The organism is Vibrio sp. Hep-1b-8 (assembly GCF_006124995.1).
In the GTDB taxonomy this organism is placed as follows: domain Bacteria; phylum Pseudomonadota; class Gammaproteobacteria; order Enterobacterales; family Vibrionaceae; genus Vibrio.
Genome location: NZ_QEWN01000111.1, coordinates 21,212 through 39,432, shown reverse-complemented (window position 1 = coordinate 39,432; position 18,221 = coordinate 21,212). Strand labels below are relative to the sequence as shown.

At 44.8% G+C, this 18,221-nt stretch carries 13 protein-coding genes and 3 pseudogenes; 9 read left to right on the top strand and 7 right to left on the bottom strand.

The window, feature by feature from the left end:
• Positions 1–19 precede the first annotated feature (19 nt).
• From DA100_RS13370 to DA100_RS13355, 4 genes and pseudogenes are all read right to left on the bottom strand, one after another.
• Entirely contained in the window at positions 20–808 is a 789-nt protein-coding gene (locus tag DA100_RS13370; protein ID WP_138972598.1) for a PhzF family phenazine biosynthesis protein, read from the bottom strand.
• A gap of 159 nt (positions 809–967) precedes the next feature.
• A complete protein-coding gene (locus DA100_RS13365) occupies positions 968–3,817 on the bottom strand; it encodes an FAD-binding and (Fe-S)-binding domain-containing protein (RefSeq protein ID WP_138972597.1) in 2,850 nt (949 codons plus the stop codon).
• A 100-nt stretch (positions 3,818–3,917) separates the two neighbouring features.
• A complete protein-coding gene (gene lldD, locus DA100_RS13360; protein ID WP_138972653.1) occupies positions 3,918–5,057 on the bottom strand; it encodes an FMN-dependent L-lactate dehydrogenase LldD in 1,140 nt (379 codons plus the stop codon).
• Between the two features lie 278 nt (positions 5,058–5,335).
• Positions 5,336–5,596, bottom strand: a pseudogene (locus DA100_RS13355) (L-lactate permease); the annotation flags it as partial.
• A 153-nt stretch (positions 5,597–5,749) separates the two neighbouring features.
• Here DA100_RS13355 and DA100_RS13350 point away from each other — a divergent pair.
• On the top strand, positions 5,750–6,649 hold the full coding sequence (locus DA100_RS13350) for a LysR family transcriptional regulator (RefSeq protein WP_138972596.1): 900 nt from the start codon (positions 5,750–5,752) through the stop codon (positions 6,647–6,649).
• A 110-nt stretch (positions 6,650–6,759) separates the two neighbouring features.
• A complete protein-coding gene (locus DA100_RS13345) occupies positions 6,760–7,062 on the top strand; it encodes a hypothetical protein (RefSeq protein WP_138972595.1) in 303 nt (100 codons plus the stop codon).
• Between the two features lie 377 nt (positions 7,063–7,439).
• On the opposite strand, the pseudogene DA100_RS13340 reads toward DA100_RS13345, so the two are convergent.
• Both DA100_RS13340 and DA100_RS13335 read right to left on the bottom strand, forming a co-directional pair.
• A pseudogene (locus DA100_RS13340) lies at positions 7,440–7,883 on the bottom strand (ATP-binding cassette domain-containing protein); the annotation flags it as partial.
• Positions 7,884–7,896: 13 nt separating this feature from the next.
• Positions 7,897–8,391, bottom strand: a complete 495-nt coding sequence (locus DA100_RS13335; RefSeq protein WP_138972652.1) for a hypothetical protein — start codon at positions 8,389–8,391, stop codon at positions 7,897–7,899.
• 206 nt (positions 8,392–8,597) lie between these two features.
• Here DA100_RS13335 and DA100_RS13330 point away from each other — a divergent pair, with 206 nt between their 5' ends.
• Positions 8,598–10,958 (top strand): ATP-binding protein, encoded by a 2,361-nt coding sequence (locus DA100_RS13330; RefSeq protein ID WP_138972594.1) that lies wholly within the window; start codon positions 8,598–8,600, stop codon positions 10,956–10,958.
• Between the two features lie 48 nt (positions 10,959–11,006).
• Here the strand turns inward: DA100_RS13330 and DA100_RS13325 are convergent.
• Positions 11,007–11,189, bottom strand: a pseudogene (locus DA100_RS13325) (2-hydroxyacid dehydrogenase); the annotation flags it as partial.
• Positions 11,190–11,354: 165 nt separating this feature from the next.
• Here DA100_RS13325 and DA100_RS13320 point away from each other — a divergent pair.
• The 6 genes from DA100_RS13320 (at position 11,355) to DA100_RS13295 (ending at position 18,163) form a co-directional block, all read left to right on the top strand.
• Complete coding sequence (locus tag DA100_RS13320; protein WP_138972593.1) at positions 11,355–11,822, top strand: GNAT family N-acetyltransferase; 468 nt, start codon at positions 11,355–11,357, stop codon at positions 11,820–11,822.
• 61 nt (positions 11,823–11,883) lie between these two features.
• Positions 11,884–12,402, top strand: coding sequence for an NUDIX hydrolase (locus DA100_RS13315; RefSeq protein ID WP_138972592.1), 519 nt, complete (start codon positions 11,884–11,886; stop codon positions 12,400–12,402).
• A 211-nt stretch (positions 12,403–12,613) separates the two neighbouring features.
• Complete coding sequence (locus DA100_RS13310) at positions 12,614–14,434, top strand: extracellular solute-binding protein (RefSeq protein WP_138972591.1); 1,821 nt, start codon at positions 12,614–12,616, stop codon at positions 14,432–14,434.
• Between the two features lie 11 nt (positions 14,435–14,445).
• Entirely contained in the window at positions 14,446–15,534 is a 1,089-nt protein-coding gene (locus DA100_RS13305) for a microcin C ABC transporter permease YejB (protein WP_138972590.1), read from the top strand.
• On the top strand, positions 15,534–16,568 hold the full coding sequence (locus tag DA100_RS13300; RefSeq protein ID WP_138972589.1) for an ABC transporter permease: 1,035 nt from the start codon (positions 15,534–15,536) through the stop codon (positions 16,566–16,568). The genes DA100_RS13305 and DA100_RS13300 overlap by 1 nt, the downstream gene beginning before the upstream one ends.
• A gap of 2 nt (positions 16,569–16,570) precedes the next feature.
• The gene (locus DA100_RS13295; RefSeq protein ID WP_138972588.1) at positions 16,571–18,163 is read left to right on the top strand and encodes an ABC transporter ATP-binding protein; all 1,593 of its coding nucleotides are present in this window, start codon (positions 16,571–16,573) and stop codon (positions 18,161–18,163) included.
• The last annotated feature ends 58 nt before the right edge of the window (positions 18,164–18,221 follow it).

Here is an 18,221-nt window from a genome sequence, read left to right as displayed (position 1 = left end):
GCTGCCATAGATCGAAAGACTACGAGAAAATCTTTCCGTGAGAGTAAAGGACCGCATAGCCTGACACAATGACCCGATCATCTTCCACATGGCAGTATAAGATCCCCCCTCGTTTAGATGCTTGGTAAGCTTTGAGATTAGGTTTTGCCAATCGTTCAGCCCAAAGTGGTGCCAATCCAGCGTGTATGGAACCCGTAACCGGGTCTTCATCTCCTCCATTGGCAGGCCAGAAATAACGGGAAACAAAATCGTACTCATCTCCGGGAGCGGTTGCGACCACATCGTAGGGAGCCAATTGTTTTAGGTAGTGACTATTGGTTTTGAGATTAATGACGTCTTGTTCATTATCATAGATCGCGAAGTATGCTTGTTGATTTCGTAGGATCTCTGTTGGTGTGATCGATAGTCCTTCAAGAAGCAGAGAAGGAATCTCTTCTGCGCTAGGCGTGAGTAGAGGAAAAGCCATGCAGATACGACCTGTTAGATCACGATCGACGACGAGCTGGCCGACAGAGGCCGTTTCAAAACGCAGGATTTCACCTGCATTAAAATGATTGAATAACACATAGGCTGTAGCGAGTGTAGCGTGGCCACAAAAATCCACTTCACACAGTGGAGAAAACCAACGAATTTCGTAGTGGTCTTGTGCAATTTGCTTAGTGAAGGCAGTTTCAGAAAGATTATTCTCAGCGGCGATTTTCTGCATTAGCTCTGTATTTGGCCATTCACCAACGGGAACCACAGCAGCAGGATTCCCACTGTATTTTGTTTGCGTGAAAGCATCACATACAAAAATTTCATACTCCATCAACTACTCCTTATTGTCGGCTGATAGGTTCATCATCGAATTTGATTATGAACCTATCGCTGCCTCTAAGTCTGTGTAACAGTGTAGAGTTGAGAGTAAGATCTAAGTGAATGCTACTGAAGTTTCATTCATTATTGTTAAGTTATGTCTAAGCTCTGTTTATTGGGGAGAACTTACCTCATCCACTAAATAGAGTATTGACTGATATGCGATACCACTATGGTGGGACAAACCAATCTCACAGGTTCGACTGTTACTAAATCCACGTTGACACCCCTTTGGAACTTGCGCCTTAAGCGGATGAACCGCCGCTTGATTCAGCTCAGGAGTGGTAAAGCCCTTATCACCAGCCCAACCACAGCAAGATATATGCTCAGGGACGACCACATCGGAAACGCATGTTTTAGCCAGCGTGATCATGTCATTCTCTAACCCCATACGGCGAGAGCTGCACGTGACATGCAACATGACGGTTTCCTGCTTCGGCGTAATGGTGAGGTGGTCCAATAAGTACTTAGTGACGAAGCCCGTTGGCTCTAAGACTTCCAGTGGTTTTGTGAAATGCTCAATACTGCGTTTTGCGCACGGACTGGTGTCCATAAGTACTGGGTATTCACCTTCCAAGCTGGCTTTCCAAAGCGCATTCTCAAGTTGCTGCACTTTATTGCGTGCAATGTCGTTCATCCCTTTGCTGTCATAAGGCATACCACAACACTGGTCATTGAGTGATTCTGGGATAATCACTTCAAAACCTGCTTTCTTTATAAGTGACAATGTCACCTCTGTTAGTGAGCGCTGATCAGCTGCATCACTTTGCTGGCCCATCGTGCGTGATGCGCAGGAGGGTAGGTAGACCACTTTCTTATCCGAACGAACCAGCAGTTTCATCGCTTTATTGATGTTATGTTGATTGGCTTGTGGAGTTTCAGGTAGCCAAACAGGGGTTTTATTGTTGGCTAGCTTACGGACACCGTTGGTTAGGCTTGCCACGCTACTTTCTCCAATCACCTTAACTGCAATTTGATTTGCCTTTAAAGATGCTCGGGTTAGCGCCGTTGTGGTCGCAAAATGATCGGCTGTCCACTTAGCAATAGGGGTGAACTTGTTATATTTTGCTGTGCGTAGTTGTTTGACTAAGTCGCCAGTGTTAATCCCTACTGGACAGCGGTCAGCGCATAAACCTGTGGCTGCACATGTATCAATCCCCTGATATTCAAATATCTGTTCCAACTCTGTGGCGGCAGTGTCTTCTCCAACAGCACGTCGTTGCTGCAATTCGCGATAGAGAACAATTCGTTGGCGAGGGGATAGAGTTAGCGTACGTGATGGACAGACGGGTTCACAAAAACCACATTCAATACAGCGATCGACGAGTGGATCAGCGGCAGGCATCGGTTTGAGATTTTCAATGTGTGACTGAGGATTATCATTAATGATGACGCCAGGATTAAGCAATCCTTGAGGATCGAAAAGTGCTTTGATCTTTTGCATCAATTGATAACCAGCCTTGCCCCATTCCAGCTCGACATAGGGAGCCATGTTTCGACCAGTGCCATGTTCCGCTTTGAGAGAACCCAGGTATTTGACAGCGACTAACTCAGCCACATCATCCATGAAATTTCCATAGCGCGTGATCTCTTGTTGAGAATCAAAGCCTTGGGTAAAGACGAAGTGGAGGTTTCCCTCAAGCGCATGCCCGAATATGATCGCTTCACTGTAGGCATATTTATCAAACAGCGCTTGCAGGTCTCGTACGCCGTTTGCAAGGTTTTCGACTGGGAAAGCAACATCTTCAATAACAACGGTGGTTCCTACCTCTCGCACAGCACCAACTGCTGGGAACATACCTTTACGGATCCCCCATAGCGTAGCAACCGTCTTTGGATCGAGGGTGAATGGTACCGATTCAATGATGTGGTAATCGGATAGAGAATCCATAATTTGTTGGCATTGAGTATCAATGTCCGCTTGGTTACTGGCATGGGTTTCAACCAGTATCGCCGCCGCCTCAAGATCAAGGTGTTGGATAAACTCTGGCATACCAGATTTGTCTGCCACTGAGCGCAATGCTCGACCATCCATCAATTCAACCGCAGCGACAGGTGTGTGTGATAGCGTCGCGACAGCCTGACAGGCCTCTTCTATATCAGCAAACACCAACAGAGACGACGCTTTAAACTCATGTTCAATGACCGTGTTGTAAGTGATCTCTGCAATAAAGCCCAACGTACCTTCAGAACCGATCATTAAGTGCTCTAGCACCTCAATAGGGTCGTGAAAGTCGACTAAGGCATTCAGAGCATATCCCGTGGTGTTTTTTAAGCGGTATTTGTGCGTGATAAGTTCACGCAACTCTTGGTTGTGATGCGTTTGTTCGACCAGTTGACGGAGACCTTGAATGATATCCGGGCGGGTCGCATGAAACGCACTGATGCTCTCTTTGCACGAGGTATCAAGCAGTGTGCCATCACTAAACACCACTTTAATGGAATCAATGGTACGGTAAGAGTTTTGTGCGGTACCGCAACACATGCCACTCGCATTATTTGCCGCAATACCACCAATTTTGCAGGTATTGATTGACGCAGGATCAGGGCCAATTTTGCGCTTGAAAGGAGCGAGGTATTTGTTTGCATCTGCACCGATAACACCCGGTTGGAGCAAGATTTTATTGCCATTATCAATGATCTTATGCCCACGCCAATCATCCGTTAAGGTGATCAGTACAGAGTCAGAGACGGCTTGACCAGATAAGCTGGTGCCAGCGGCACGAAAGGTAAAATGAATGTTCATTTCACGGCAGCACTGAATGGTATAAATCACTTCATCGAGTGTTTTTAGGCGTAATACGATGCGTGGAACAAGGCGATAAAAACTGGCATCAGTACCGTAAGCGAGACGTTTAGCGTGTTGAGTAATGATGCGTTTTGGATCAATTTCAACCGCTAGCAGAGATTCTAACTGTTGATATAGGCCATCGCTATCAGACGGGTGAGTTTGGTTTGACATGTTGGCTTCCTTGTACATGCTGATGTCAATATTGTTGTTTTCTTTTCAGCAGGTTAAAGGTGCCACAGACAAAGGATTTTGGCTATGACACCTATCGTCATTATTTGATGTTGACCAATGAATCGCGACTGAGATCCTGAATGCTTTTGGCTCCAGTCAGAGTCATTGCGACGCGCATCTCTTTCTCGTACAGATCAAGTAGGTTTTCGACACCCGCTTGACCTTGTGCAGCTAGTGCATAGACAAAAGAGCGACCAAGCAATGTACAATCCGCGCCGAGTGCCAACATACGGACGACATCAAGACCTGTTCGTATACCCGAATCCACAAAGATTTTCAGGTCACCTTTAACCGCATCTGCGATGGTCGGCAAGGCTTTCGCGGTAGAGAGAACACCATCTAACTGACGACCACCATGGTTAGAGACAACAATCCCATCGGCACCAAACGTCACCGCATCCTTAGCATCTTGTTCATCGAGAATCCCTTTAATCACCATCGGACCATCCCAAAAGTCTCGAATCCACTCTAAATCTTTCCAACAGATTGACGGATCGAAGTTGTCACCAAGCCAGCCAATATAATCTTCAAGTTTGGTTGGTTCACCACGGTAGGTAGAGATGTTGCCAAGATCGTGCGGTTTGCCCAATAAGCCGACATCAAATGCCCAGCTAGGGTGGCGCATTGCCTGAAAAACACGACGCGCCGCTGCATTTGAACCACTCATACCCGAGTGCATATCACGGTAGCGTGCCCCTGGAACTGGCATATCAACCGTAAATACTAACGTCGTTACACCAGCGGCTTTGGCACGTTCTAGTACGTTTTTCATAAAGCCGCGATCTTTTAGTACATACAACTGGAACCACATCGGACGTTGAATTGCTGGGGCAACTTCTTCGATAGGGCACACCGAGACTGTCGACATGGTAAATGGGATACCTTTGTTGGCTGCGGCTTTTGCTGCCTGAACTTCACCGCGACGTGCGTACATCCCCGTCAGACCAACAGGAGCAAGGGCAATTGGCAAGGCTAATTTCTCGCCGAAAATTTCGGTATCGAGACTTAGGTCAGACATATTCTTGAGCACACGCTGCTTTAACGCTATATCAGCAAGATCTTCGGTATTCTTGCGTAGGGTGTGTTCGCCGTAAGAACCGCCATCAATATAATGGAAAAGAAACGGAGGCAGCTTGGATTTCGCAGCAGCACGATAGTCAGTTGAGGCAGAGATAATCATAAAGTCATTCCTATTAATCTTGTTGCAGCACCCTTTCTCTGAAGGGTTAGTGTGGTCAACATCTAAGTAAGGTGGCGTTAATACTCGTGAATTTGCTAGCGTTTTCACACTGGCAGGGGTCTTGTCAGGGAGAGTTGAGTATTAACGCCTTAGATCGATGAGTTAGTGCATTAGTGCATCAGTGATACGTAGGCCATATATGGCGACAAGACCAATGATGCCTGTGACAACTAAATAATAAATGGTTGGGAGAATCGTCTTACGCAATGTGGCGCCCTCGCGCCCGTATGTTTCAGCGTGTTTAGCAAGAATATTGCACCAAACACGATCCATAGAACGGAGACGGTGATACCCAGTCCTTGAAGTACAGAGGCGAGTACACGTGTGGTGGTCATGTCCCATGCGAAAAGCGCAATGACGACAGTTAGACCAAATGCCACGGGCATGGCGCGTTTTGCAGGCCAGTTGAGGCCCACCAGTAAAATGGCTGCCACCACAATTGGTGAGAAAGCCACGAGAGCTAGTATTGTTTCACTCATTGGTACGTCCTTTACATTCTCAATAAGGGCCTTCGCAGCCTCTTAGATTTTATATTTGTGATGATTTTGTTAATCGCTGGTGAATTTACCCCTTTATTTTTTGTTTATATAGGGAAATAATGAAAATAATTAATTCCAAAAGTGACATAATCAATGCGTGCAGATGACTTAATCCTGTTTTCTCAGGTCGTAGAATTAGGTAGCTTCAGTAAGGTTGCTGATATAAATAACCTTACAAACTCAGTAGTTAGCAAAAGAATCGCCAGATTAGAGGAAGAACTAGGTGTTCAGCTATTGTACCGAACAACGCGCAAATTAACGCTCACAGAAGCGGGTAAGGCGTTAACCAATGGTGCCAAAAATGTGAAACAGGCCGCGCAAGAGGCTATGGATGCAGTTTCAGGCTTTGGCGAAAATATCAGCGGACATATCAAAATGTCTGTCCCCTCTATCTCTGGCGACCTGATTTTGGCCGACGCGGTCGCAGAGTTTTGCAACTTGCATCCGGGGTTAACGGTAGATATGTCACTTGATAATCGCTTCGTTGATCTTGTTGAAGGGGGGTATGACTTAGTTATTCGAACGGGCTATTTAGAAGATTCGTCATTAATCGCACGCCACATATTAGATTCACAATGGGTAGTTTGTGCGTCACCGTCTTACATTGCTCGTAATGGCAAGCCTATCAAACCGCAAGATCTCACTCGGCATAATTGTTTTCAATACGCCTATCAAACGACCGGAGCGAGCGAGTGGGAGTTTAAGGCTCAGGATGACAATTATATTGTGAGAGTCAGTGGTAGTTTCTCAACGGATAACGCGACTGCACTTCGAAAAGCAGCGTTAGGTGGGCATGGTATCGCTTACGTACCTAGGTGCTTAGTGTATCACGATATACGTAACGGACAGTTAGTTGATCTGTTCCCCGAACAAGTCGGAAAGAGATTGGGTATTTATGCTGTTTACCCGTTTACCCGACAGCCCCCTAATAAAGTAAAGTTGTTAATAGAACATATTCGAACTCGATATTTGGCTATCTCACACTATTTCTAAATACATGCTCCTGCTTTTGTACGAAAAGTAGGATTTTTTTCTGATAGATTGCATCATTATTCATACACCCATTAATATGATGGCTACATGATTATTTTCTGGGGGCGTTTATGGATGATGTATTTAAGGCTCAACTGTCAGATAAAACTGATAGCGAAATTAAAAAGTACCGAGGAGAAGTTGTTTCTGAATATATTTCCTCAGAAAGAGTCGACTGGAAAAACAAGAAGTTTGTACTTGAACAGCAGAAAATTATCGATGAAATGCTTAACAGCGCCCCTACTAGTGATTTAGCTTTATCGATGATTTTATCAGAACTTACTACCAAACTCTCACTTTTACACACGTCTCTATCTGAGCTGAAGAAGCTGCAAGAGCAAGCGATTGAGTTGAGGGGGCAAGATGAAGACTGATGATATTGATGACAAAGTGTTATTGCTATATGAAGTTGTCGAACGAGCATTGAAAAATAATATTGAGTCCAAACGGCAGCCCGTCAAACACGAAATTAGACGGAAAATAGAACGCTTTCATGAAGAACTAGCACAGAGAAACGATATTGACTTTAATTGATTGGTGTTCGTTATATTTAGAAGTGTTCATCGAGGTATGAAAAAAATAAGACTCATAAACGTTGGGCTACTCGATTTCTTATACGTCAATAAAAACGCCGACGCATCCTTGCGTCGGCTTTTCGTCGGCGGCCAAACCGAATTATTTTAGTTTAGGCAGCATGAGTTGAATCTTCCAGTTCAAAAGAGGCGGCAATTAACTTCTTGGTGTATTCGCTTTGAGGGTTAGGTAAGTGAACTAAATCAAACAGTTCGAGGACTTTCTCTTTAGCCTGAGGGCGACTGACGCTTCGATGACAGAGTATGGCTTCAGCAACTTGAATACCGACACGCATAAATGGGTTAAGTGACGTCATTGGTTCCTGAAAAATCATGCCAATTCGATCTCCCCGAATGTCCTGCATATCTTGCTCAGACTTATCGAGCAACTGCTGATTCTCGAACACAATGCTGGATTGGGAGTGAACTAAAGCATTCTTTGGCAGCAACTGCGTTACAGCGTTGGTTGAAACGGATTTCCCACTACCGGATTCACCCACAATCGCAAGAGTTTCGCCTTGAAATAAGTCAAAGCTGATGTTTTTTACCGCATCAACCATCCCATCGTTGGTGGTGAAGCTAACTGACAGGTTACGAACCTCAAGAATCGGCATCATGGACATTATAATTTCCTTATTAATTAATGCAGTAAGCGCTTTCCATCGCGGTGTTGTGCTGTTTCAGTGTCGAGAAATAGTGGTGTGCTCTTTGTACATGCTCAAACTCCAGCATCCATTGGGCGCTGCGCTGAGCACTGCAAAATGCGCCTATGTGACGCAATAGATCTTCACACTGAATCTGGATGATGTGTTGAGTGGCGTAAACCAGTTCAAAAGACTCGATAGAGACAAACTGAAGGTGAGCATAAGTCTGGTTGAGGAGATCAAACGCTTGCTGATGCTGCCCCATCTTGTTGAGAATCTCTGACTGCGAGACTGCGGCATCTCTTAATCCAGTGATTAAGCACCTAAACTGACAGGGTTTAGTGTCTTCACTCCCCAACGCGTTTTGCAGGTGTGATGGTAAATGAGTGAGGACGATTTCATAAAGGTAGTGGGCTTCTGGCCAGTGTCCTTGCTCTAGCAATTGTTGTGCTTTTAGATAATGCGTCCAGCATTGCTGCAAATCCATGTCTAAATACTCCGCAGTCAGTAATAAGTTTAGCATTTAAATACAACTCATTAACGAATGCAAATAATTATCATTTAATCGTCTGTTTTGCATCTCGAATGGCGAAAAAATAAGCACTTAGACATGAATTAGTTGTAAGTCACTAAATTATAAATGAATCTAGCCTAAACTAGATTTTATAAAATCATAACAATAAGGATAGAGTGATGACGATTCAAAGACTTGAAGCCAATCAGCTATATCTACACGCTGAGTTAGAAAAATTGCAAAGCAAGTCGACAAAAGAGTTGGCGCCTATCGATGAGATTGTAGGTCAGGAGAGAGCTCAAAAAGCCGTCGAATTCGCGATGTCGATAAAAGAAAAGGGCTATAACATCTATGCTATTGGCCAAAATGGTTTAGGTAAGAGAACGATGATTTTGCGTTATCTTCACCGCCATCAGCATGATGAAAGCGCTTTGTTCGATTGGTGTTATGTCGCCAATTTTGAGGACATTCGTACACCACGTGTCCTTAAACTGCCATGCGGTGTAGGTAGCAAACTCAAGCATGATATCGAAAAACTGATGTCTAAGCTGGTCAATGCTATGCCATTAGCGTTTGACAATGAACTCTATTACAGCCGGGCTGATAAGTTGAAGAATCAGCTTGCAGCAAAGCAGGAAGCAGAACTAGAAGTTATCACCAAAGATGCCAAAGCCAAGGGCATTAGCTTGACCATCACGACTCAGGGTGATTATCAGTTTGTGGCGATGAACGGTGAAGAGCTTCACAACGAAGAGAGTTTTGATGCGCTGAGCAAGAAAGAGCAAGAGTATTTTGGTGAGACCATCGACGAGCTTGAGGTCAAATTAAGAACTATGGCTCGTCAGCTCACTGAATGGGAAGAAGCGTACACGGAAAAGATTAAGAAGCTCAACGATGAAGTGACTCTCGATGTGATTACCCACTTTATCAAACAGTTGAAGAAGGACTATTCTGGTTATCCGGCGATCAAGAGTTACTTAACCGAACTTCAGCAAGATATTGTTGAAAACGCGGATATTTTCCTAGAACAGAGCGCTGAGCAAGGGGAAGTTGCGAGTGCCTCTTTGGATAAGAAATTACCACGTCGATACAAGGTTAATGTTCTAGTAAGCCGTAAGAGTAGCGAATTTCCTATTGTGGTAGAAGAGAACCCTAACTATCACACCCTGTTTGGTTACATTGAAACGGCAACCTTCAAAGGAACGGTTTTCACAGATTTCTCACTTATTCGTCCGGGCAGCCTGCATAAGGCAAACGGTGGTGTGTTGCTAATGGATGCACAAAAAGTGCTAGAGCAACCCTATGTTTGGGACGGATTAAAACGCGCATTGCGGGCTCGTCAGCTAAGTTTTACATCATTAGAGAAAGAGGTGACACTGACAGGTACCGTCTCTTTGGATCCGGAACCAATACCGCTTGATGTTAAAATCATTCTGTTTGGCGACTACCGTACTTATCAGTTGCTACAACATTATGATCCGGAGTTCAGTGAGCTATTTCGTGTAACGGCAGACTTTGAAGATGAGATGAAACGCGATGCGGATTCTGAACTTCAGTATGCACGTTTTATCTCTAGTGTGGTTAATGATAATGGCATGCTTCACTGCGACCGTAAGGCGATTGCTCGCATCATTGAACATAGCTCTAGACTGGCGGGCGATCAGACTAAAATTTCGCTGCATTCGGCCAATATTGCTAATTTGCTGCGTGAATCGAACTATGTCGCGAAACAGGCTAATTCGAACATGATTCGTTCAAGCCACGTCGAAGAGGCACTGGCGAATCAGGAGTTGCGCATTAGTCGTTTGAAAGACAGTGTAATGGAAAGCTTTATCAACGGTACAACCTTGATTCACACAGAAGGTGTGGCAGTGGGACAGGTGAATGCTTTGTCGGTGCTGAGCACCAGTGAGTATATGTTTGGTGCGCCAAACAGAATCACCGCCACGACCTGCTACGGTGACGGCGAAGTGATAGATATTGAACGCAGCGTTGATCTCGGCGGAAGTATACACTCAAAAGGCGTTATGATCCTGACCGCTTATTTGTCCTCTGTCTTTGGCAAAACGGCGAAAGTACCATTGAGTACCACCATTACTTTTGAGCAATCATATGGTGGCGTTGATGGCGATAGCGCGAGTATGGCTGAGTTTTGTGCGGTGGTATCGGCTTTCTCCAAACAACCTAACCGGCAGGATATCGCCATTACTGGCTCAATGAACCAGTTTGGTGAGTCTCAGCCTATTGGTGGTGTAAACGAAAAGATCGAAGGTTTCTTTGATGTATGTACCATTAAAGGACGTAGCGATCAGCAGGGTGTGATTATCCCTCGCTCTAACATGCATAACTTGATGCTGCGACCTGATATCGTCAAGGCGGTAGAACGAGGTGAATTCCACATCTGGGCGATAGACCATGTCACCGAGGCAATAGAACTGTTTACCGGCAAGCCAGCTGGTGAACCGAGTGATGAGGGCAGTTACCCAATAGATACCGTTTTTGGTATCGCACAGGCGAAAATCAATGCATTGCGTAAGTAAATAACGACAAGAAAGAGCCCACAAATGGGCTCTTTCGTTTAGATGGGTTTAAAGTTCAATCACTTCATTACCTGAGGCAACGCCTTTCGCGAATGCGTCAATATTTCCCAGTGTTGTTTCGGCAATATTGCCAAGGGCTTCATGAGTCAAGAATGCCTGGTGACCAGTGAAAAGTACGTTATGGCATGCAGATAAACGGCGGAAGACATCGTCAACAATGACGTCATTCGATCAAACCTCTCAAAAGAGAAAAGGAGAGTAACAGCACTTATTGAATACCTAATTTACATGAAAATAAACCACGAATTTTCTGGGGGATTTGTTTACTTGCTAAATGATTTAAGTAGTTGATATATATAGTTTGAATGGATAGATATAGTGGAAGCGAGAGAGTAAATGATCCAACTAGCCCCGATGAAAAGCAGTGATTTGGAACAAGTGATGAACCTGAGGATAGAGAAAGAGCAGCTTCCTTATGTCGGCACTATTGAAGAAATATTACTTAATGCAGATGACAAGGTTCATCCCCATTTAGTTTGGCGACAAGAGAAGGTTGTTGGTATTTTTCTCATTGATACCACTTATGGGCAAAATTACGATTTTTCACCCTCTGATGCCGTTGGATTTCGCGCATTTTTAATCGATAGTGGTTCTCAGGGCAAGGGAATTGGCGCTAAGTCGATGTCGAAGTTGGCTGGATATCTCAGTGAACAATATCCTAATTTTGGCGCTGTTTATCTAACCGTTAATTGCAAAAATACGCCAGCGTACCAGTGCTATGTTAACAATGGTTTCAAGGATAGCAATCAATTATATCTGGGCGGCGCTGCGGGACCACAGCATATAATGTTCATGCCTCTATAGGGGTTATGTCGGCAGACTACTGGTGTTAGAATCAGGGCAAACTTTCAGTTGTAGTAAATTTATGAGACACCTCAAGACCACGATTCATCCTGACATAGACCATTTGGATGGCAAGATTATCTATAAGCGTAACGCTGCCCGAGCTATCGTGATTGATGGCGAAGACATACTCCTACTATACACCGAGCGTTATCATGACTATACCATCCCTGGAGGTGGTCTTGACGAAGGCGAAGATGTCATTGCTGGTATGGTTCGAGAACTCGAAGAAGAGACTGGCGCACAGAACATTCATGCCATCAAACCGTTCGGCATCTATGAAGAGTTTCGTCCTTGGCATAAAGAGGATGCGGACATCGTTCATATGATTTCACATTGCTACAGTTGCAAAATTGACCGCCAGTTAGGCGAAACCAATTACGAAGATTATGAAATCAATAATGGCATGAAAGCTGTGTGGAAAAATATTCACGACGCTATCGCTCACAACGAGAAGACAATGGCCGAAAGCCCTAAAAAGGGCTTGAGTATTGAACGAGAAACCTTCTTACTTCACTTAATCGTCAAAGAAATGCTTTAGGCTCATCTCCCAAGGCCTGCACATGCAGGCTTTTTAGGCGCTGAAAAGTTGTTTCTCTTTGTTAGCTATTAGTGAGTTAACATAATGCGCATTCAATTTAGCGCACAGAATTCTCATATTCTTTCTATACTTATCCAAGTAATTGAATTATTAATACTAATTAATATTATAGTAAACACAGCGATTCGGATAACGACTAAGGGATTAGTATATGAAGATGTTGATGCGCTTCGTACTAGGTGGACTGGTTGCCACAACAGCGAGCTTTGGATCTTATGCCAAAATAATCGAAACCACGACGCTAGTGGGATTTGGAGAAGCGAAATACGCGGAAGACTTTAAGCACTTTGACTATGTTAATCCGGATGCGCCCAAATATGGCAAAGTGACCTATGGTCAAGTCGGAACTTACGATAACTTCAATCGCTTTGCGTCGAGAGGCGTACCCGCAGCCGCCAGTGGCGAGCTGTACGACACTTTAATGTTTTCTCCTAGTGATGAGATTGACTCATACTACCCATTGATCGCACAAAAAGTTCGTTACTCCGATGACTACAGCTGGCTTGAGTTAGATATTAACCCAGCAGCTCGTTTTCATGATGGCAAGCCAATTACCGCTCATGACGTCGCGTTTACGTTCGATAAGCTCATGTCCGAAGGCGTCCCTCAGTACCGTATTTACTACCAAGATATTAAATCCGTTACGGCAAAAGATGATTTAACAGTCAGGATCGAAATGGCGACGCCAAATCGTGAAAAGATGTTCAGTTTTGCTCAGGGCACTCGTGTATTGCCCAAACACTTCTGGAGTGACAAGAACTTATCAGAGCCGCTATCTACCCCTCCAGTGGGCAGTGCAGCATACAAAATTACCGATTACAAATCAGGCCAGAGTGTCACTTACAGTTTAGTTGATGACTATTGGGCCGCTGATCTTCCCGTCAGTGTTGGGCGCAAAAACTTTAAACAGGTCCAATATGATTACTACCGAGACGACACGGTTATGCTTGAGGCATTTAAAGCGGGGGAGTTTGATTTTCGATTAGAGTCCTCGGCTAAGTTTTGGGCTAACTCCTACACGGGTGTCAACTTTGATAAAGGGTACATTACCAAGCAAGAAATCCTTCATCAAAAACCAGAGAGCACTCAAGCATTTGTATTTAACACTCAACGTGACGTATTTCGTGACCCTAGAGTTCGCGAGGCGCTCAACTACGCGATGGACTTTGAGTGGATGAACAAGAACATGTTCTACAGCCAATACAGTCGCACACGCAGTTATTTCCAAAATACGGATTATGAAGCGAAAGGTGTACCTTCCGAAGCCGAGCAGAAGATACTTGCTCCGTTTAAAGATAAGTTGCCTGAACGTGTCTTCACTGAAGAATATCAGCCACCAGTGACCGATGGTTCTGGTCGTATTAGGACTCAGATGCGGATGGCCTTTACGCTACTCAAAGAAGCGGGCTGGGAACTAAAAAACAAGGTTATGACGAACTCAGAAACGGGGCAGCCTATGGCCTTTGAGTTGCTGATCTACAGTCCAACCACGGAACGAATTGCGATACCAGTCCAAAAAAACTTACAGAGTATGGGTATCGATATGAAAATACGTACCGTTGATACCACCCAATACATTAAGCGACTTCGTGACCGTGACTTTGATATGGTGTCCTCATCTTACAGTGCTAACCCATATCCAAGCCCTGATCTGATGATTATATGGAACTCGAACTACATCGATTCGACGTATAACACCGCTGGTGTCACAGACCCTGTGGTGGATTTCCTTACTATGGAAATCGCCAAAAATCAGCAGAATCCAGACGTGTTACTCTCTCTAGGCCGAGCCTTGGACCGTGTACTGCAATGGAACTTTTATATCATCCCTCAGTGGTATGTAAGCAAGTATCGAGTGGCGATGTGGGACAAGTTTGAACGCCCAGAGATCTTACCTAAGTATGACTTAGGTGTTGATACTTGGTGGGTCTCAGAGTCAAAAGCGGCTTTGCTACCTGAAAAACGTCGATAGATGAGGGAATAATGGCAGCGTATATATTCAGACGTTTGTTGCTGGTGATCCCCACGCTTTGGGCGATCATTACCATTAATTTTTTTATCATACAAATTGCTCCCGGCGGTCCTGTCGAACAGGCGATAGCTCAATTAGAAGGGCACTCCTCAGGCATTATGGAACGCTTTTCAGGTGGCGGAAATGAAGTGGAACTCAGTGTCAGCGATGAAGCGGGGGCTACCGGATACAAAGGCTCTAGAGGCTTAGACCCTGAAGTCGTCGAAGCCCTAAAAAAACAGTTCGGCTTTGATAAACCGATCCATGAGCGTTACTTTGATATGCTCAAAAACTACGCTACGTTCAATTTTGGTGAAAGTTTGTTTAAGGGCGGTAATGTCATTGACCTAATTGTCGAAAGGCTACCCGTTTCGATATCGTTAGGCTTATGGAGTACGTTGATTATCTATTTAATCTCCATTCCTCTTGGTGTTCTTAAAGCGATTCATCATGGTAGCCGTTTTGATATTTGGTCGAGTGCTGTTGTTATTATCGGCTATGCGATACCGGGATTTTTGTTTGCGATCATTTTGATTATCCTATTTGCCAGCGGCAATTACTTTAGCTGGTTTCCACTGCGAGGACTGGTATCGAGTAACTTCGATCAACTGACATGGTATCAACAGATTGCCGATTACTTTTGGCATTTGGCCTTACCTATCTTCGCTATGGTGATAGGTGGTTTTGCCACCTTGAGCATGCTAACTAAAAACTCGTTTCTTGATGAAATCAACAAGCAATATGTGGTGACAGCACGTGCAAAGGGTCTCGATGAGCGTGACATCCTTTATAAACATGTCTTTCGCAACGCTATGTTGATCATCATCGCGGGTTTTCCTGCTGCTTTTATCAGTATTTTCTTTACTGGGTCGATGCTGATTGAAGTCATGTTTTCGTTGGAAGGGATTGGTTTGCTTGGCTTTGAATCGACCATTCAACGGGACTATCCAGTTGTATTCAGCTCACTGTACATAATGACATTGCTTGGTCTTGTGCTGAGCATCATCTCTGATTTGACCTATACCTGGGTTGACCCACGAATTGATTTTGAGGCACGTTGATGTTTCGTCGTAGTAAGAACCCGCTAAATCAGGCGCGATGGCAAAGATTTAAGGCCAATAAACGTGGCTTCTGGTCGATGTGGATATTCACAGTGCTATTTGCGATCAGCTTATTGGCTGAAGTCATTGCCAATGACAAGCCCTTGCTGGTGGAGTACAACAACCAGTGGTATTTGCCGATCGTCAATCAATATGCTGAAACTGAATTTGGCGGAGAGTTTGAAACCGAAGCCGATTATACCGACCCCTATGTGATCGAATTGATTGAGGATAAGGGCTATATTGTCTGGCCGTTGATTCGATTTAGCTACGATACTATCAATTTCAATATTGATGGTAGTGTGCCTTCAGCACCTGATAGCGTTAACTGGCTTGGAACCGATGACAAAGGACGAGATGTCCTTGCCCGTGTGATATATGGCTTTCGTATTTCGGTGCTGTTTGGGTTTGTATTAACGATCGTTTCAAGCATCATTGGTGTTGCGGTCGGGGCAACTCAGGGATATTACGGCGGTTGGCTCGACCTATTTGGTCAACGTTTTATCGAAGTTTGGTCAGGCATGCCGACCTTATTTCTACTGATTATTCTCTCAAGCTTTGTTGAACCGAATTTCTGGTGGTTGTTAGGCATCATGGTGGCTTTCAGTTGGATGAGTTTGGTTGGTGTCGTTAGGGCGGAGTTTCTGCGTTGCCGCAATTTTGATTATGTTCGTGCTGCGCAGGCGATGGGTGTCGATGATAAACGTATTATGCTCCGTCATATGTTGCCCAATGCTATGGTCGCCTCGCTAACCATGATGCCGTTTATTCTTTCTGGTTCAGTCACGACACTCACCTCGCTCGACTTTTTGGGATTTGGGTTACCGGCAGGCTCTCCTTCGCTGGGGGAACTGCTTGCACAGGGTAAGGCAAACCTGCAAGCGCCGTGGCTCGGCTTTTCTGCATTCTTTGTACTGTCTGTGATGCTAACCCTGCTTGTTTTCATTGGCGAAGCAGTACGTGATGCCTTTGACCCTCACCATCAAGGAAGATAACCATGAATCAAACGGTACTCACCATTGAGAATCTGTCGGTGGGCTTTGGGCAAAAAAATAGCATTCAGCAAGTGACTCACGATGTCTCTTTATCTATCCGTAAAGGGGAAACATTGGCGCTGGTGGGCGAGAGTGGTTCCGGCAAGTCGGTGACCGCCAACTCAGTGTTAAAGCTGCTGCCTAAAGGCTCATCTCATTACCTTAATGGCTCAATTGACTTTAATGGTGTCGATATTCTCTCGTGTTCTGAACGTGAACTTAGAGGCATTCGTGGTGGGCGCATTGGCATGATCTTTCAAGAACCAATGGTATCGCTAAATCCGCTGCATAAAATTGGCAAGCAGTTAGTCGAAACCCTCTCAATCCACCGTGGGATGAGAACCCGTCATGCAGAACCGCTGGCGATTGAATGGCTAGAAAAAGTAGGAATACGCCATCCAGAGCAAAAGATTTTGTCCTATCCGCACGAGCTCTCTGGCGGTGAACGTCAGCGAGTGATGATTGCAATGGCGCTAATCAATGAACCTGAACTGCTCATTGCCGACGAGCCAACAACCGCACTGGATGTTTCCGTCCAAGCTCAGATACTTGATTTGCTGAAAGAGCTCCAGCAAGAGTTAGGGATGGCGATGTTGTTTATCACTCATGACCTCAGCATTGTAAAGCGAATTGCAGACAGAGTGGCTGTGATGCAAGATGGCGCATTGGTTGAGGTCGGGGAGTGCCAACAGGTATTTAGTGCCCCAGAGCACCCATACACTCAGACACTGATTAACTCTGACCCGAGAGGTTTGCCGGCAAACATTGACGACAACGCAGAGCCTCTATTGAACGTCAAATCGTTGCGGGTTTGGTTTCCACTCACTGGTGGCATTTTTAAACGGGTGGTTTCACATATTAAAGCTGTCACCGATATGAATTTTACCCTTAAAAAGGGCTATTCTATTGGACTTGTTGGGGAGAGCGGCTCGGGTAAATCGACCACAGGAATGGCAATCCTAAAGCTGATAAAATCTGAAGGTTCAATCTCTTATCAAGGGTGCGAATTACAAGGTTTGGATCGTAAAGGTATGCTCCCTTACCGCAGTAAAATGCAAGTGGTTTTCCAAGACCCGTTTTCTGCGCTCAACCCAAGGATGTCGGTTGCTCAAGTTATTGGTGAAGGCTTACGAGTTCATCAGCAATATGACGAATCAGAAATTGATGCCTTGATATGCGAAGTGATGAGAGAGGTGGATCTTGATCCTGAAACTCGTCACCGTTATCCCAATGAATTTTCGGGGGGTCAACGTCAACGTATTGCGATTGCACGCGCGCTGATTTTGAAGCCAGAGTTTATTCTACTTGATGAACCGACCTCTTCACTGGATCGAACGGTACAAGCTCAGGTGCTTGATCTGTTAAAATCTCTGCAAGAAAAATATCATCTGACCTACCTGTTTATTAGCCATGATCTCAATGTCGTGAAATCTTTGTGTCACTACACCATTGTGATGAAGCAAGGACTCGTGGTGGAGCAAGGAGAGACGCAGGCTCTATTTAGTCATCCACAACAGGAATACACCCGCCATCTAGTTGAGTTGTCGAGTTTATGAATTTCCCGAGATAAGCTGGTAGCAAAAAGCCGCCATAATTGGCGGCTTTGTTCATCAA

Coding starts and splice junctions, on each gene's coding strand:
- DA100_RS13310 (WP_138972591.1), top strand. CDS start 12,614: ATGAAGATGTTGATGCGCTTCGTACTAGGTGGACTGGTTGCCACAACA.
- lldD (WP_138972653.1), bottom strand. CDS start 5,057: ATGATTATCTCTGCCTCAACTGACTATCGTGCTGCTGCGAAATCCAAG.
- DA100_RS13370 (WP_138972598.1), bottom strand. CDS start 808: ATGGAGTATGAAATTTTTGTATGTGATGCTTTCACGCAAACAAAATAC.
- DA100_RS13335 (WP_138972652.1), bottom strand. CDS start 8,391: ATGGATTTGCAGCAATGCTGGACGCATTATCTAAAAGCACAACAATTG.
- DA100_RS13330 (WP_138972594.1), top strand. CDS start 8,598: ATGACGATTCAAAGACTTGAAGCCAATCAGCTATATCTACACGCTGAG.
- DA100_RS13365 (WP_138972597.1), bottom strand. CDS start 3,817: ATGTCAAACCAAACTCACCCGTCTGATAGCGATGGCCTATATCAACAG.
- DA100_RS13315 (WP_138972592.1), top strand. CDS start 11,884: ATGAGACACCTCAAGACCACGATTCATCCTGACATAGACCATTTGGAT.
- DA100_RS13305 (WP_138972590.1), top strand. CDS start 14,446: ATGGCAGCGTATATATTCAGACGTTTGTTGCTGGTGATCCCCACGCTT.
- DA100_RS13350 (WP_138972596.1), top strand. CDS start 5,750: ATGCGTGCAGATGACTTAATCCTGTTTTCTCAGGTCGTAGAATTAGGT.
- DA100_RS13300 (WP_138972589.1), top strand. CDS start 15,534: ATGTTTCGTCGTAGTAAGAACCCGCTAAATCAGGCGCGATGGCAAAGA.
- DA100_RS13345 (WP_138972595.1), top strand. CDS start 6,760: ATGGATGATGTATTTAAGGCTCAACTGTCAGATAAAACTGATAGCGAA.
- DA100_RS13320 (WP_138972593.1), top strand. CDS start 11,355: ATGATCCAACTAGCCCCGATGAAAAGCAGTGATTTGGAACAAGTGATG.
- DA100_RS13295 (WP_138972588.1), top strand. CDS start 16,571: ATGAATCAAACGGTACTCACCATTGAGAATCTGTCGGTGGGCTTTGGG.